The sequence below is a fragment of the Maricaulis sp. W15 genome (assembly GCF_001924955.1).
Lineage (GTDB): Bacteria > Pseudomonadota > Alphaproteobacteria > Caulobacterales > Maricaulaceae > Maricaulis > Maricaulis maris.
Genome location: NZ_LQXG01000019.1, coordinates 142074 through 156269 on the forward strand (window position 1 = coordinate 142074; position 14196 = coordinate 156269).

General features: G+C 66.0%; 18 protein-coding genes. 2 read left to right on the top strand and 16 right to left on the bottom strand.

Annotated features, from left to right (window positions below; genetic code table 11):
- Positions 1-6 precede the first annotated feature (6 nt).
- The 8 genes from AWH62_RS13475 to AWH62_RS13510 form a co-directional block, all read right to left on the bottom strand.
- The gene (locus AWH62_RS13475; protein ID WP_075191014.1) at positions 7-633 is read right to left on the bottom strand and encodes a DUF2460 domain-containing protein; all 627 of its coding nucleotides are present in this window, start codon (positions 631-633) and stop codon (positions 7-9) included.
- Positions 630-1145 carry a phage tail tape measure C-terminal domain-containing protein gene (locus AWH62_RS13480; RefSeq protein ID WP_075191015.1) on the bottom strand — a complete coding sequence of 172 codons (516 nt, stop codon included), beginning with the start codon at positions 1143-1145 and terminating at the stop codon, positions 630-632. The genes AWH62_RS13475 and AWH62_RS13480 overlap by 4 nt, the downstream gene beginning before the upstream one ends.
- Positions 1142-1330, bottom strand: coding sequence for a phage tail assembly chaperone (locus AWH62_RS13485; RefSeq protein ID WP_075191016.1), 189 nt, complete (start codon positions 1328-1330; stop codon positions 1142-1144). The genes AWH62_RS13480 and AWH62_RS13485 overlap by 4 nt, the downstream gene beginning before the upstream one ends.
- A complete protein-coding gene (locus AWH62_RS13490; protein ID WP_075191017.1) occupies positions 1327-1596 on the bottom strand; it encodes a hypothetical protein in 270 nt (89 codons plus the stop codon). Before AWH62_RS13490 ends, AWH62_RS13485 begins: the two co-directional genes overlap by 4 nt.
- A 1-nt stretch (position 1597) precedes the next feature.
- Positions 1598-2014 (bottom strand): phage major tail protein, TP901-1 family, encoded by a 417-nt coding sequence (locus AWH62_RS13495; RefSeq protein WP_075191018.1) that lies wholly within the window; start codon positions 2012-2014, stop codon positions 1598-1600.
- A gap of 99 nt (positions 2015-2113) precedes the next feature.
- A complete protein-coding gene (locus AWH62_RS13500; RefSeq protein WP_075191019.1) occupies positions 2114-2638 on the bottom strand; it encodes a DUF4760 domain-containing protein in 525 nt (174 codons plus the stop codon).
- Between the two features lie 355 nt (positions 2639-2993).
- Positions 2994-3407: a DUF3168 domain-containing protein gene (locus AWH62_RS13505; protein ID WP_075191020.1), complete on the bottom strand. Its 414-nt coding sequence runs from the start codon at positions 3405-3407 to the stop codon at positions 2994-2996.
- Positions 3404-3982: a phage head-tail connector protein gene (locus AWH62_RS13510; RefSeq protein ID WP_075191021.1), complete on the bottom strand. Its 579-nt coding sequence runs from the start codon at positions 3980-3982 to the stop codon at positions 3404-3406. The genes AWH62_RS13505 and AWH62_RS13510 overlap by 4 nt, the downstream gene beginning before the upstream one ends.
- On the opposite strand from AWH62_RS13510, the gene AWH62_RS13515 reads away from it, so the two are divergent.
- Positions 3981-4601 carry a hypothetical protein gene (locus AWH62_RS13515; RefSeq protein WP_075191022.1) on the top strand — a complete coding sequence of 207 codons (621 nt, stop codon included), beginning with the start codon at positions 3981-3983 and terminating at the stop codon, positions 4599-4601. The two genes, AWH62_RS13510 and AWH62_RS13515, sit on opposite strands and share 2 nt — an antisense overlap.
- 317 nt (positions 4602-4918) lie before the next feature.
- On the opposite strand, the gene AWH62_RS13520 is transcribed toward AWH62_RS13515, so the two are convergent.
- From AWH62_RS13520 to AWH62_RS13550, 7 genes are all read right to left on the bottom strand, one after another.
- Complete coding sequence (locus AWH62_RS13520; protein ID WP_083635198.1) at positions 4919-6130, bottom strand: phage major capsid protein; 1212 nt, start codon at positions 6128-6130, stop codon at positions 4919-4921.
- 33 nt (positions 6131-6163) lie between these two features.
- Entirely contained in the window at positions 6164-6598 is a 435-nt protein-coding gene (locus tag AWH62_RS13525) for an HK97 family phage prohead protease (protein ID WP_075191023.1), read from the bottom strand.
- 369 nt (positions 6599-6967) lie between these two features.
- A complete protein-coding gene (locus AWH62_RS13530; RefSeq protein WP_075191024.1) occupies positions 6968-7207 on the bottom strand; it encodes a hypothetical protein in 240 nt (79 codons plus the stop codon).
- Positions 7200-8258 carry a phage portal protein gene (locus tag AWH62_RS13535; RefSeq protein WP_075191025.1) on the bottom strand — a complete coding sequence of 353 codons (1059 nt, stop codon included), beginning with the start codon at positions 8256-8258 and terminating at the stop codon, positions 7200-7202. Before AWH62_RS13535 ends, AWH62_RS13530 begins: the two co-directional genes overlap by 8 nt.
- Positions 8259-8295: 37 nt before the next feature.
- A complete protein-coding gene (locus AWH62_RS13540; RefSeq protein WP_233128337.1) occupies positions 8296-9591 on the bottom strand; it encodes a DNA-packaging protein in 1296 nt (431 codons plus the stop codon).
- Positions 9476-9943: a winged helix-turn-helix domain-containing protein gene (locus tag AWH62_RS17190; RefSeq protein WP_075191026.1), complete on the bottom strand. Its 468-nt coding sequence runs from the start codon at positions 9941-9943 to the stop codon at positions 9476-9478. Before AWH62_RS17190 ends, AWH62_RS13540 begins: the two co-directional genes overlap by 116 nt.
- Before the next feature lie 859 nt (positions 9944-10802).
- Positions 10803-11264 carry a YcgN family cysteine cluster protein gene (locus AWH62_RS13550; protein ID WP_075191027.1) on the bottom strand — a complete coding sequence of 154 codons (462 nt, stop codon included), beginning with the start codon at positions 11262-11264 and terminating at the stop codon, positions 10803-10805.
- Between the two features lie 99 nt (positions 11265-11363).
- Between AWH62_RS13550 and AWH62_RS13555 the strand changes: the two genes are divergently transcribed.
- Positions 11364-13301 carry a transglycosylase domain-containing protein gene (locus tag AWH62_RS13555; protein WP_233128329.1) on the top strand — a complete coding sequence of 646 codons (1938 nt, stop codon included), beginning with the start codon at positions 11364-11366 and terminating at the stop codon, positions 13299-13301.
- Here the strand turns inward: AWH62_RS13555 and AWH62_RS13560 are convergent.
- A complete protein-coding gene (locus tag AWH62_RS13560) occupies positions 13235-14077 on the bottom strand; it encodes an ion transporter (RefSeq protein ID WP_075191029.1) in 843 nt (280 codons plus the stop codon). The two genes, AWH62_RS13555 and AWH62_RS13560, sit on opposite strands and share 67 nt — an antisense overlap.
- Between the last annotated feature and the right edge of the window lie 119 nt (positions 14078-14196).

Sequence of the window (14196 nt, forward strand, 5' to 3'; positions counted from 1 at the left end):
GACGGTTCAGGGTCTGATTTCGATGAGGGGGATGGAGAGCGCGCTGGCCGCGCCGGGTTCGTCCAAGGCGAGATCGAGCCGCTCGGCGTCAAAGCGCACCGGCACGTCAAAGGCAAAACCGGCTGTCACCACGACATCGCTGGCCGGCGGGCTGGCCAGCGTGACCAGGCCGGTCGCCGGATCGACCACAAAGTCGCTCGTCGCCACCCCGTCCAGCGCGACCAGGACCGACCCGTCGACCGGCTTTTCGATGAACCGTGTCCAGCTTTCGCCGCCACTGGCATAGGATTTGACCAGCTGGAATATGGTTGTCGCGCCATCACCATTGCCCAGTATCTGATCGGTCGGTGATGACGCCTGGTCGGGGGCGGCCGAGCGATTGTCGAACGGGTCGCGGAAGCGAAACCCGTGCAGCGGACCGCGCCGCGCCTCGAAAAATTCGATCAGGGTGTGGATATCAGCCAAGGACCGCACACCCGGCCCGGCATCATAGCGGCGGCGACTGTTGGCCCAGGGCGTGTTGCGTTGTTCGCGGCCGGACAGGAGCGGCACGATCTGCGTCCGCCGCTCGGGACCACCCGAGGCCCCGATCGAGACGGAGAAGGGAAAGCGGATCTCGTGAAACACGCTCATGACCAACGCCGCCCCTCATCAACCGCCCGCGCCAGGCTGCGCGCGATGCGACTGCGCGATTGCGCCACGGCGCGTTCGCTGTCGCCACCACTACCGGGCGGCAGGGTGAGATGGATGTGCACGGTCTGGCCGCCACCTGCCGCGCCGATCTGCCCGCTCGTGCCCGGCACGAAGACCTCCGGCCCGCGCTCGCCGACCAGATAGGCCGCGCCCGCCTGCACCGGCCCGCCCTCGGCCCGGGCGCCGGACGGCGTCACCGGCCCCAGCACCCGGTCGATCAGCCCGGCCAATGGACGTTCGATCGCCTGCTGCGCCGCCAGCCGGGCCAGATCGGCGAGGATGGCCTCGGTCATGCGCGAAAAATCCGCCTCGCCAGAGCGCGCCGCCCGACCGAGCGCCTGCTCGATCCGGCTGCCGGCGCGTTCAAAAGCCGTCTCCAGCGCCTCAGCGGCGCGCTGGCCGGCTCCGTCGGCGAATTCGTCCAGCGGATTGTCGGAAGAGGATGGACTCATCTCTCGGCCTCCTTGTCAGAATTGTCAGGAAAACGGGCGCGCAGGGCGTCCAGCCCGGTCCGGTCAAGCGGCGGCGGACCGCTGGCGGCGGTCAGGGCGCGCCACTCGACCAGCGACAGGCGCCAAAGCGCGTCAGGCATCAGGCCGAGCGCCAACCCGGTGCGCAGGATGGCAGCCCAGTTCAAGGCTCCATCCCCGCTGCGAGGCAGGCGGCAACCGCATCGGCCGCTTGCGTCAGCGACAGCGGAGCGGCCTTGAGCGTCTCCAACGTGATGGCACTGCCGCCACCACGAGCCAGGATTTCGACCAGGCGCAAGAGCGTCTCGGCCGTCAGTGCCTCGCCGTCCCGGTTCAGCGCTTCGATCTCGGCCAGGCCGCCCAGTGTGAGACACAACGTCAGCCGCATCTCACCGGCGAGGAGTTCGACCTCGCCGCGTTGCGGATTGGCCATCTCAGAGCGCCGCAAACACCAGCGGGCCAGCCGAGGCCAGGCTCATCGACCATGTCGCCTCACCATCATGGCGGCCGGCATAATCCAGCGCCGCGACCTGAAAAGGCCCGGTCAGCGTGCCGAAATCGGGAATGACCAGCTGCCAGACCAGCGCCGCCTGATCGAAAAACCCCTGCCGGATCTGTGCATCTGCGGCGACATCCACAAAGACGCCGGATCCGGACACGGAACAGGTCTTCACGCCTGCCCCGGCCAGCAGCTCGCGCCAGCCTTGGGCGCTGTCGGTATTCGTCACATCCACCGTGCGCGCATTGAGCGAAATCGTCTTCAACCGCAGCCCGGCGGCACTGGTGAACACGGGCGGATCACCGCCATCGCCGATACGGATCAGGATATCGCGGCCGGATTGCACACTCATGGCAGGGCTCCTTCATTCGGGGATCAGGTCTGGGTGTCAGGCACAAAAAAACCGCCCGGGTGGGGGCGGTTGGGGCGGGTGAGGTGGGCGTCGGGCCGGTCAGGCCCAGCGTTCGGCCTGCCTCTGATATTGCAGGTAGAGTGCGTCGCGGCCATCGCGCTCACGCTTTTCGGTGACATAGGCGGAGAAGTCCTGCCAATCGGCAACATAGCTGGCGCGCCACCACTGCTTGATGATTTCCTCGTCGAGCGCACCCAGGCTGATCCCGATCGCGGTCGCCTCATAATAGTTGAACAGCTTGGTGATCACTTCCGCAGCATCAATGGCCGCCTGACGGTGTTTGACGAAGTGACCTTCGACCTCGGCCAAACCATAGGGCCCCGGCCCGGTTTTCTTCAGGCTGTCGATCACGGCCTTGAATTGCTCATTCATCTCGATCAGGTCGCGATCTCGGGTCTGCTCGATAATGTGGTCAAAAGACTTGGAGACCTGATCGCGCTTGCGGGCTTCATCGTGATCCACGCGGTTGCGCCGACGCGCATCCCGGAAGGCCAGCCACGCTATCCCGACGGACAGGAGCAGCACGAATGGCGACATGGCCGGCAGAATTTGCAACAGGCTCAAAATGCCCCTCCTGTGCGCGCCGCCCTTTGGACGCCGAAATCACGCACAACCCTCACTCACCACCTTGACGGGTATGTGCAGACACAAAAAAGCCCGGACAAGCCGGGCCGTGCAACGCGCCGCCAATCAGCGGTTCGTGCCCTCGAGCCGGTTGGTGCCTTCACGATTGGTACCCTCAATCCGGTTTGTACCTTCACGATGCATCACAAAACTCCTGATCGACTTGCGGCTATTTCTAGCCGGTTTCGCCTGTCTGGTCTATAGCACAGGCGCGCTTACCGGGCCGTAAACAGTCATCCCTTCTGGCACCGCTTCTGACCCGCAAGCCCCAATATAGGCAGCAATTGTGCCGATTTCACGCCGACACCTGCGCCCCCGCCACGGCCCTTACCCGCAACAGTCCGCGTTTCAAGCGTCGGTCCCGCGTCGCAAAGACATCGCGATAGGTCGGCGTCAGGCTGATCAGGCGCCAGGGGGCCGGCAGATCCGGTGACGCACTGGCAACCGCATCGGCCAGGGCCGCGACCACCGGATCGGGATCGCCATCGCGATGCCAGATATCAAGTGTCAGGCGGATGTCCAGCAGGCGGACATCATCGGCGCCGCTCTCGTGGCTCTCGATGCGGCCCCAGCTGGCATGGGGGAAAGCGGCACGGGCGGAGCGCTCCTCATACAGGCGGATCGGGTCACCCAGCAGGATCATCACCGCCGGATCACTGGCAAACTGCGCTGTCAGGGCCTCGCGCAAGGCCTCAATCACGCCGCTCACAACATCACCGGACGGAAAGCCCGGATCAGCTCGGCCACGCCGGGCGGCAGGGCACTGGCGCCGCCCGTTTCCGCAAGATGCACGGTGAGCTGGAGGATGGCTTCGCGCAGCGGCGCCGGCACGTCATCAGGCTGGTCGCCATAGCCGCAGTGAAAGCGGATCTCGATCCCCGCTGCCGCCCGGCCCGGCTGCGGCCAGCTCATGCCCGGTCGCAGGACCAGCCGCCCCGGATCGCTCAGCGTGTCGACAAAAAACGCCGCCGGATCGATCTCCGACGGCGCATCATCCAGCCCGTATACCGTGACCGCTTCCAGCGCGATCAGGGGCGGTTTCAACAGGCGAAACCGCGTCCCGAAGGCCGAAAGCCGCCCTTCGCCCCACCACACATCGCGCCGCTCGAGCCAGGTCTGGGCGAGACAGGCCCGCCCCGTATCCCGCTCGACACGCGCCCGGGCGGTTTGTATCCAGTGGTTGATCGCGTCGTCCTGCGACGCATCCGCCACCCGAAGGCGAGCCTTGGCTTCGGACAGCGAAACAGGCTCCGCGGCGGGCGGATCAAGGAGTGTGAGGGACATGGGGGAAAACTCCGTTTCAGAGGACGAAGATGGGGTCCGCTTTCCGCCCGAGGCGGTGAAGCCGTTCTGGGTCGAGGTCGGGGTTTTCACACTGGCCGGTCTGGCCAGTGTGGTGGTCTGGGTCGTGCTTTTGCGTCTGTGGGTTGTAGACCCGGTGCCGATAGTGTTGATGCCCATCTTGCTGACACCGATCATTCCGGCCGTTGTGCTGCCGCCAGTCTTTCGCGCGATCCTGCGCCCTGTCCTGCGCCGCCGGGCACAACTCGGCCCCGATCCCCTGCCCTGGTGGTTCAAGGTTTATGGCGTGGTCTGGGCAGCCGATCATGCGCGTGATGTCTCGCCGGCCTGGCATATCGAGGAAGACCGCCTGCACCTGCCGGTGCTCGGCCATGGCGCGGGCGTGTTCGTCGGCGGCCTGATCATCGCGCTTGTCGTGGCCCTGATCGAGCCACAAGCTGGCGCTTGGCTGTATTTCCTGGCCCCGCCACTGACTATTATTACCGCCCCGTTCGCGCTGCTCATACTTTTGAGCGCGGTCGCCAACATCTACCGAATGGGGCGCTTGCGAGCGCGCGGCGCGGCATCGAGCTTTCCCTTTGTCGGATGGCATTATGACTGAGCACCTCAGCGCGGACTGAGCCATAAATCCCTTGTCAGCCAAAAGGCCGTATCCGGTTTTCCAGCTCAAGGGTGAAACCGCGGAGCGGCGCCTGCGGCGCCCTTGACCTGGAAAACCGGATACGGCGACGTCCCGGCAAGGGGTGTATGGCGGGGTGAGCGCCCGGAGGCGCGTCACACCGACCACCACAAAACACCGTCATCCCACGGTGGCCGCGTAGCGGTCATCCGGGGGACCTGCGCTTGCCCGTCGACGGTTTGGCTGAGGTCCCCCGGACAAGCCGGGGGATGACGGTAAATTTGCACAGGATCAGGAACTCAGCTCTCGCCGAACTTCAGCAGCTTGATCGCCTCGAAATCCTGCACCCCGCCGCCGACGCGTTTGGTGGTGTAGAAGAGGACATAGGGTTTGGCGCTGAACGGGTCGCGCAGGACTTCCACGCCCTGGCGATCGAGGACGAGATAGCCGCGGGTGAAATCGCCGAAGGCAATCGAGACGCTGTCAGCGCCGATATCGGGCATGTCCTCGGCTTCGGTGACCGGATAGCCGAGCAGGGTCGAGCTCGCACCCTCACCCAGCGCCGGCTGCCAGAGATAATTGCCGTCGGCATCCTTGAAGCGGCGCACGGCAGAGACGGTCTGGCGGTTCATCACGAAACGGCCCTTGGCGCGATAGGCGGTCCTGGGCGCATAGATGAGGTCGATCAGCGCGTCGGCCGGATCATCGGCATCAAACCCGCCCGCCGTGCCGGTGGCGACATAGCCCAGCTCGCCCCAGGCCTGTGTGCCCTCGGCAACCGCCGTGTAGTCCAGCAGGCCGCGCGGCTTGTTGATGCCGTCGCCGGAGACAAAAGCGGCGCTTTCCTGGGCGGCGAAGACATCGCGGACCTCTTCCGCCAGCCATTGCTCGACATCAACCATGGCATCATCGAGCAATTGCTGGGTCGCCGCCGGCATGGCGTAGAGCTCGGCAGCGGGAAATTCGATCAGTTCGAGGCTCGGCGCATCGGTCTCGGGGCGGGCGGCCGTCTCCGACACCCAACCGGTCGCTGCGCCGCCGCGCGAGACCGGTTTGCGGAACACGCCCATGGTGCTCTGGCGCACGGTGGCGATCGAGCGGATCGGCGAGGCTTCGGCCAGCAGGCGGTCGATATGCGCCTCGGTCTCGACCGGCACGACATGACCGCCCTCGCCGGGCGTACCGGCGGTCGCGGACTTGCCCTCCCCGATCTGGCCACTGCGCATATAGGCGGCAAAGCCGAGAGAGGCCGCGGACCTGTCCGCACCGGTGGCGAGGCCCGGACGGGCGGCCTCATGGACCAGCCGGTCGAGGGCGGATTTCTGGCTGTCGAGGGCCTTGTCGATGCGGGCGACCTTGTCTTCCAGCAACACGTCGGCAGCGGCCCGCGTCTCGATCTCGGCGAGGCGCTGGTCATTGGCCTGTTTGAACTGTTCGAAGGCAGCCAGCAGCTCGCCCATCACCGCGCGGCTGTCACCGGTCGCGGCTGTCATCTTGGTTTCCTTGCTCACATAAATCTCCTGGAGTTGGCAAAGGGTGGAAAGTCAGGCGGCGACACGGTCGCCCGCCGGAGCCACAAGACGCAGGCGCGCCTGGGGCAGCATGGGGAAGGTCACGATGGAGACTTCCCAGAGATCGATCGCGGTCAGCAGACGGCCCCGGACCTTGCGAGGCCGGGCCGCGCGGGTGCGAAAGCCGATGGACAGCCCGTCCACCGCGCCGCGCCGGACCAGCGCCGCTGTCGCCCGTCCCCGCGCGCCGGTGGCGAGGATTTCGCCGCGCACGAACAGGCCGCGCGCATCCTCGGTGATCGAGGTCCACACGCCGACCGGCTCGGACGGATCGTGCTGGAACAGCATCGGAATGGTGCGACGGGTGGCGAGCGACGCGACAAAAGCGCCGCGCGCCACCACATCGCCGCCAAGGTCAGCCAGCCCGAACAGGCTGGCATGACCCTCGATGGCGAGGGTGTCTGGCATGGGGGGGTGTCCTTGTTGGGGGGAGATTGAATTCACTCACCCACCGTCATCCCACGGCCGGCGCACAGCGCCGGTCCGGGGGACCCCGGCTAACCGGCTGGCGGGATGGTTGAGGTCCCCCGGACAAGCCGGGGGATGACGGTGGGTAGATGGGAGTTGGAATAGAGTTGGAAATTCAGCGCCGCTGGCGCGCAATCATCCATGGATCGCTTGTCAGCCGGCAGGCCGCATCCGGTTTTCCAGCTCAAGGGTGAAACCGCGGAGCGGCGCTTCGCGCCCTTGACCTGGAAAACCGGATGCGGCGACGTCCCGGCAAGCGATGAATGGATTGGTGGGCGCTGCGGCGCCTCACTTCAATATCGAAAAAACTCACTCCTCCATCCGCCGCTCGATCCGCACCAGGCTCTCGCGGGCCAGGCGCATCTCGGCTTCCAGCCTCGCCAAGCGTTCCGCCAGCGGGCTTTGGCGGTCACTGACATGTTCGAGCTGGTCGAGACGTTCACCGACCCGGCCGGACCAGATCAGGGCGCCGGAGGTCTGCAGGAGGATGGCGAAGACCAGGCCGAGCGTGACCTGTTTCTGGACGGTCCAATTGTCGGCCTCACGCATGGCGCGCCTCCTTCTTGCCGTCCTCCAGGACGGTGAAATCCGGCTTGATCTCCAGCTCCGGCGTCGCCCAGGGCCGCAGCCAGACGCTCAGGGCGCGGGCCATTTTCATCACCAGCGGACGCACGGTCTGGCGCAGGAAGGCGGCATTGGCCTCGGCGTAATTGGCGTGGGTATTGTCGCCGGGCAGGCCGAGCAGGAGCGGCGGCACGCCGAGGCCCAGCGCGATCTCTCGCGCCGCTTCGCGGCGGGCGGTGGTGAAGTCCATCTCGGCCGGGCTCAACGCCATCGGCGTCCAGTCGAGCCCGCCTTCCAGCAGCAGCGGACGTCCGGCATTGTTCGGGCCGGTATGGCTGGCCTCCAGCTCGGCTTTCAGACGCTCGAACTGGTCCGGCGAGAGCTGGCCGTTCTCGCCCTTGAAAACCAGCGCGCCGGACGGCCGCGCCGCATTGTCCAGCAGGGCGCGCGCCCAGTCGGAGCCGGCGGTGTGAAGATCCAGCGCCCGGCCCACCGCCTCCAGTGGTGAGAGGCCATAATGATCATCGCCGGGATGGAAGAGGCGGATGTGGAAAACCGGGCTGCGGCCCGAGGCCCGATCGCGCTGAAAACGACGTTTCCGGCCGGCCGCCGCATACTCCCACCCCTCCGGCCAACCGGTCGGCCCGGCCAGTACACGCATGCGATCCGGGCGCAAAAGATGGAGCGCGCGCGGTTCATCGGCCAGGCTGGCAAGCTCGAGATAGGCATTTCCCGCCAGCTGTAGATAACCATAGAGCGTTTCCCACAGCTCCGGCCCGGACTGGTCCGGATTGGGCATGTCCAATAGCCGGGTGATCTCCGCGTCTGACGCGGTCAGCGGCACGGCGGCGGCGGCCTCCGCGGTCAGCCGGACGCAGCGATGGACGATGGCATTGCGGGCATAACCGGCCTGCATCATCGCCGGCAAGGCGCGCGGCGACCATCCGGTCTGCGACGCCGCAGTCAGGGCAATGAGACGGCTGGACAGGGCGGATTTCTCCTCCCGGCCGAACAAGCGGTCGATCCAATGGGGCATAGCAGCCTCCTTTTGGTTTGAAATTTGAAACAGGTGGCTAAAGCCGCCGCAGCCTCGGCGCCCCCACCCGCCCCAGCACGAGATCGCTGATGGCCCAGACCAGGGCGTCGACCCGGTCGGGGCTGGATTTGGCGGCCTCGGCGGCGCCGAAGGCGCACATCTGGTCTTCCAGGGCCGGACAGGGCCGCGCATGGCGGACCCGTCCGGCGGCGTAGAGGGCAGCGACCGGTTCGGCGCGGGCGCGCTTGCCGCGGCTGGCATGGACTAGGCGCACGGGCAGGCCGGGCGCGGCGGCCTGCAGGACCGAGCGCACCATTTCGCCGCCCTGATTGGCTTCGGCGATCAGCGCGTCGGCGCTGTACTCCGCAAAGGCGGTGGCGGCGCGGGCGGCCCAATCGGCAGGCAAGGCCGGGCCGAAGGACAGATCCGCCAGCACCACGGCGCAACGGGCCGGTCCCTCGCCCTGCGCCCCGGCCACCACAATCCCGCATTCATCCGAACGCGGCCCGCCACTGGCCGGCGGGTCGAGTGCCACCACGATCCGGTCCAGCTCCGGCACCGGATGACCCGTCTCGAGCCGCGCCGCCTCGATCTGGTCCCGCGTCCACAGCGCGCCTTCGGGATCATCGATCAACAGCCCCTCCACCTCCTGCCGGCCCAGCATCGAGCCGCCATAGGCGGCGTTGAGCGCCTCGACAAAGCCCGGCGCCAGATTGGCGGCATTGGCGGCGGTCGGCTGATGCGTCACCCGCACCGGCCCTTTCGGATCCCAGCTCTTCACCAGTGCTTTCAGGGCCGGGATCGGGCGCGGCGTGGTGGTCAGCAGGATTTGCGGTGCGCCGCCCAGCCGGACCCCCATGCGCAGCGTGTCGAGTACACGTTGCGGGTCCGACCAGGCGGCGAACTCATCGCCCCAGGCATAGTCAAATTGCGGCCCGCGCAACCCGTCCGCATCCTCGGCGGAAAAGGCATAGGCCAGGCTGCCGGAGGGAAAGACCAGGCGTTTGCGGCTGACTTCATAGCGCGGCCGCTCGGCCCGCGAGCCCAGTCGCAACAGGCCGGACGGCCCCTCGATCATCACTTCGCGGACATCATTGAAAGTCGGTCCCACCAGCGCGATCCGGCTCACCGTCCGCAGCGCCCGGTGACGCACCCACTCAGCGCCGGCGCGGGTCTTGCCGGCCCCGCGCCCGCCGAGGAAGAGCCAGGTCCGCCACTCACCCGGCGGCGGCAGTTGCGGGCCCGTCGCGCGGTAGCGGAAGTCGGTATGGATCGCATCGCGGGCCGGCGGCTTCGCCGTCTTCCACGCCCTCACCCGCTCCCGCATCGTCATGGTCCAGAATGTATCGACGAAGGAAAGCATCGTCGCGAGCGTGTCGGGCGGCGTCATCGATCGCGTCCTCTTCGTCTAGTGTATCGGGTGTTGCGGCGGTGTCGGGCGTGGCGCGATCAAGCTTGCAGAGCGCCGCCAGGCCATTGGCAATGCGCGTCGCCTTGCCGGGGTCGCCGATCAGGAATTCGATCACGGCTTCATCCTTGCGGCGCTCGATGGCCTGCTCTTTGAGGCCGGCTAGGGTCTCCGCGTCATAGGCGCGCAGCCGGCGCAAATGCCGGTTTACGGTCGGGATGGACAGGCCGCACATTTCGGCCAGCTCCGGCCCGGTCGCCCCACTCTGCGAACGCAAAAATAGGGGTACCAGGCCACGTCGTCTTTCGGCTTTGTCTGGGGAATTCCGGGCATGCCGAACAATAGGCCGGCGCCGTCACCGGTCGGATATCCACCACGAAAAAACCCGCAACCAACTGGATGGTCACGGGTTCTTCGGGACAGATACGGGGATAGTGGCGGGTTTATCCGCGCCTTGTGGCCCCGTCGGGGGGAATGTCACTGGCATTTGTCGTGAAGGCGGGTTGGCGGCGCGCCCTGCTTGATCGCTCTTGTGACGAATTTGGCTCGAATTTGAAACACCGGAGTGGGGCGAGGGTTGCGCCGCGGTAAAGGCGTGGGTGCAAATGCGATCTATCGGGGGGAGGCGGTGGAGCGCGGGCCGCTTCTTCCGCGCTGTTTCGATACCCCACCACCACCGTCATCCCCCGGTCGCGGCAAGGCCGCGATCCGGGGGACCTTCGCTTCCCCGTCGAGCGGGTGGACGAGGTCCCCCGGACAAGCCGGGGGATGACGGGGATTGGGGGATGTGGAAGGGCTGGCGCCGCGCGCATGCCCCGCCATAAATCACTTGCCGGGAGACAGCCGTATCCGGTTCTTGAGCTCAAGGGGGAACCCGCGAAGCGGCGGCTGCGCCGCCCTTGACCTCAAGAACCGGATACGGCCCGCTGGCTGACAAGTGAATTAAGGGTGGGTTCGCGCGGGGCGCGACTTGCCAAACGGAATGTAATCCAAACCTTTGTCATCCCGGCCACCCGCCTTCGCGGGCGCAGGCTCCTGGCCTGCGCAGGCAGGCCGCAGCACCGGGCTGATGGGTCCCGGATCTCCGCCCTGATCAGGTCAGGGCTCCGCCCGGGATGACAAGAAAACGAGGCAAGCTACTCCTCCCCCTCACCCGGCCATTCCGTGATCCGCGCTTCCCAGTCGACGCTGTCGGGGTCGGAGAACTGGCTCTCGGAATAGACCCGGCCGATCACCGACATGCCGGCCTTGCGGGTGCTGTCGGGGTCACCGGTTTTCAGCGGGTGCCAGTCGTAAAGGTCGCGACCTTCGGCGATCAGGCGGTAGGCGCAGGTTTGCGGGATCCATTTGAGCTGGGGAACGTTTTCCGGCGTCAGCACGACGCAATCGGGGACATGGGTGTGACGGTTGGCGTAATGGCGGCAGCCGCCCTTGTTGCAGTCATAGAGTTTGCAGGCGACATCGGTGTCCAGATTGAGGCCGGTATCCTCATCCTCCAGCTTGATCAGACAGCATTTGCCGCAATGGTCGCACAATGACTCCCATTCCGATTTGCTCATCTCGCCGAGAGATTTCATCTTCCAGAAAGGCAATGCCATGGGAAACGCCTGAATTTGGCCTCGATTGGAAGGCTTTAGACTGTCACCAAGGGGGGTGGCTATAGCATGTATCAGGAGCCGTTTCGTGCGGATCACTTGATGGAACGCGAACGACGCGAGCAGCGCACGCGGCGAATCCTGGCCGCCGTGCTGGGATCGCTTGTGCTTGTCGGCTCGCTGCTGGCCGCGATCGGCTGGCAATGGGCCTTCCATGACCTGCCGGCGGTGCCGACCTCGGCGTCCGAACTCTGGTCGACCCGACGCGAACCGGCGGTGACGTTGATGGATCGCGAGGGCCATGTGCTGGCCGTGCGCGGCCCGCTCTATGCCCGCGCGGTCGGCCTCGACACCCTGCCGGAGCATGTGCCGCAAGCCTTCCTGGCGATCGAGGACCAGCGCTTTTACGAGCATGACGGGGTCGATCTGCGCGGCGTTTTCCGGGCGCTCTGGGTCAATTTCCGGGCCGGACGATCGGTCCAGGGCGGCTCGACCATCACCATGCAGCTGGTCAAGAATCTGATCCTCACACCGGACCGGCAATTGCGCCGCAAGATCCAGGAAATGCGACTGGCGCGGCAGCTGGAAAACCATCTGACCAAGACCGAAATCCTCGAGCTTTATCTCAACCGCATCTATCTGGGCGCCCGCGCCTTCGGGGTCGAGGCGGCGGCACAGCGTTATTTCGACAAGCCGGCGACCGAGCTGACCCTGGCCGAAGCGGCGCTTCTGGCAGCCCTGCCCAAGGCGCCCAGCCGGCTTGACCCGACGGTCAACCTGGCCGCCGCGCAAGCGCGCGCGGCGACGGTGCTCGACGCCATGCTGGCGGCCGGTTTCATCGACCAGGCGGCCCATGATGCGGCCATTGCCGAACCGGCAGTGCCGGTCGCCGACACGTCCGATCCCGGCGGCACGGCGATCTGGGGCCATGCCTTCGATTTTGCCCTCGCCGAGGCCACCGGGCTGATCGGTGATGAGGTGCCGGACCTGGTGATCCACACCACACTCGACCCGGCACTGGCCCGCGCCGCCCATGACATCGTCGAAGAGGTGTTGTCGGATGAGGGCGCAAGCCAGAATGCCGCCGAGGCGGCGGTCGTGCTGCTGGCACCGGACGGGGCGGTGCGGGCTTTTTCCGGCGGCCGCGATTATGCGACCAGCCAGTTCAACCGCGCCATCCAGGCCCAGCGCCAGCCCGGCTCGGCCTTCAAGCCCTTCGTGTTCACGGCAGCGCTGGAAGCGGGCTATGACCCGTCCTCGGCCGTGTGGGACGAGCCGGTCGATCTGGAAGGCTGGACGCCGCAGAATTTCTCCGGCGGTTTCCGGGGGTTGGTGACCCTGCAGGAGGCGCTGAAACGGTCGATCAACACGGTCGCGGCCCAGGTCGGTGACCAGGTCGGGATTGATCGCGTGGTCGAGGTCGGACGCCGTTTCGGCATCACCTCACCGCTGCCCGAACTGCCGGCCATCGCGCTCGGCGCCGCCGAAGTGAACCTGCTGGAGCTGACCTCCGCCTATGCCGTGTTCGGCAATGACGGAGCACGGCGCGAGCCCTATTTCATCACCTCGATCACCAATTCGCGCGGCGATGTGCTCTATGAACACGAAACCGCACCGGCGCAGCGGGCGACGACGGCTGCCGTGGCACAATCCATGTCGACCATGTTACAGGATGTGGTGCTGACCGGGACCGGGCGCCGGGCGGCGCTGGGTGATCGTCCCGCCGCCGGCAAGACCGGCACCAGCCAGTCCTTCCGCGATGCCTGGTTTGTTGGCTATACCGCCGATTTCACCGCCGGGGTCTGGGTCGGCAATGATGACGACACGCCGATGGACAATGTCACCGGCGGCGGCCTGCCGGCGATGATCTGGCAGCGCTATATGACGCGGGTCCATCAGGGCCTGCCGTCGCGACCGCTCTCGGCCCCCGCGCCACGCACACGCTCGGAACGCGAGGAGCGCCTGGCCGCCTTCTATTCCGACTTGTCGGCGTCTTTTTCGGCGATACTGGCCGACGGGGCGTCGCCCAATGAGCGCTGAACGAGCGCCGTCAGGCGGTTGATTTCAACCCGCAGACCGCTGATTTCCGCGTGCAGCTTGTCACGATCGGCGTCCGCTTCGGCGTCGCGCGCCTCCTCATCGTCAAAATGCTTGGCCTGCAGGCTGTCGACAATGATGGCGATGAAGAGGTTGAGGACGGCGAAACTGGTCAGGACGATGAAAACGAGGAAGAAAATCCAGGCCCAGGGGTGAAATTCCATCACCGGCAAAGCGACATCGGTGGCCCAGCCTTCCAGCGTCATCACCTGGAACAGAGCAAAGGCACTTTCGCCCAGCGACCCGAACCGCTCCGGATTTGTCTCGGAGAAAAATTTCGTCGCCATCACCGCCGAGACGTAAAACATCAGTCCCAGCACCGCCATGACGGCGCCCATGCCGGGAATGGCCCGCAACAGGGCTTCGACCACCTTGCGCAGGTCCGGCATGACCGAGAACAGGCGGAAGGCGCGGACAATGCGCAACGCCCGCAGCACCGAAAATCCGCCCGCCGCTGGCAGGATGGAGATGATGATCACCGTCAGATCGAACCAGTTCCAGCCATTGAGGAAGAAGCGGTGACGGTAGACGATCAGCTTGAGCAGGATTTCGACGACAAACACGCCGACAATGATGCGATCGGCCATGGGCAGCCAGGTCGTGAACCACGCGCCCTCATAGGGATAGGTCTCCAGCCCCAGCGTGATCGCGTTGAAAACGATCAGCGTCATGATGAAATTGCGAAAACGCGAACTCTCGATGAAAGCCTTCACACCCATCCCCCTCGGCAGCCCCGCCACCGTTGTCCCGACTGGCAGTCAGGCCTGCTCCTAGCCCTGTCCCCGTTGAAATTCAATCATCTGGTGGCAGATCACATTTGAAGAAAATCACAGATAGA

Coding starts and splice junctions, on each gene's coding strand:
- AWH62_RS13490 (WP_075191017.1), bottom strand. CDS start 1,596: ATGGCCAATCCGCAACGCGGCGAGGTCGAACTCCTCGCCGGTGAGATG.
- AWH62_RS13510 (WP_075191021.1), bottom strand. CDS start 3,982: ATGTCCCTCACACTCCTTGATCCGCCCGCCGCGGAGCCTGTTTCGCTG.
- AWH62_RS13475 (WP_075191014.1), bottom strand. CDS start 633: ATGAGCGTGTTTCACGAGATCCGCTTTCCCTTCTCCGTCTCGATCGGG.
- AWH62_RS13480 (WP_075191015.1), bottom strand. CDS start 1,145: ATGAGTCCATCCTCTTCCGACAATCCGCTGGACGAATTCGCCGACGGA.
- AWH62_RS13530 (WP_075191024.1), bottom strand. CDS start 7,207: ATGCGTGAGGCCGACAATTGGACCGTCCAGAAACAGGTCACGCTCGGC.
- AWH62_RS13540 (WP_233128337.1), bottom strand. CDS start 9,591: ATGACGATGCGGGAGCGGGTGAGGGCGTGGAAGACGGCGAAGCCGCCG.
- AWH62_RS13525 (WP_075191023.1), bottom strand. CDS start 6,598: ATGCCAGACACCCTCGCCATCGAGGGTCATGCCAGCCTGTTCGGGCTG.
- AWH62_RS13495 (WP_075191018.1), bottom strand. CDS start 2,014: ATGAGTGTGCAATCCGGCCGCGATATCCTGATCCGTATCGGCGATGGC.
- AWH62_RS13515 (WP_075191022.1), top strand. CDS start 3,981: ATGGGGGAAAACTCCGTTTCAGAGGACGAAGATGGGGTCCGCTTTCCG.
- AWH62_RS13535 (WP_075191025.1), bottom strand. CDS start 8,258: ATGCCCCATTGGATCGACCGCTTGTTCGGCCGGGAGGAGAAATCCGCC.
- AWH62_RS13550 (WP_075191027.1), bottom strand. CDS start 11,264: ATGGCATTGCCTTTCTGGAAGATGAAATCTCTCGGCGAGATGAGCAAA.
- AWH62_RS13555 (WP_233128329.1), top strand. CDS start 11,364: ATGGAACGCGAACGACGCGAGCAGCGCACGCGGCGAATCCTGGCCGCC.
- AWH62_RS13560 (WP_075191029.1), bottom strand. CDS start 14,077: ATGGGTGTGAAGGCTTTCATCGAGAGTTCGCGTTTTCGCAATTTCATC.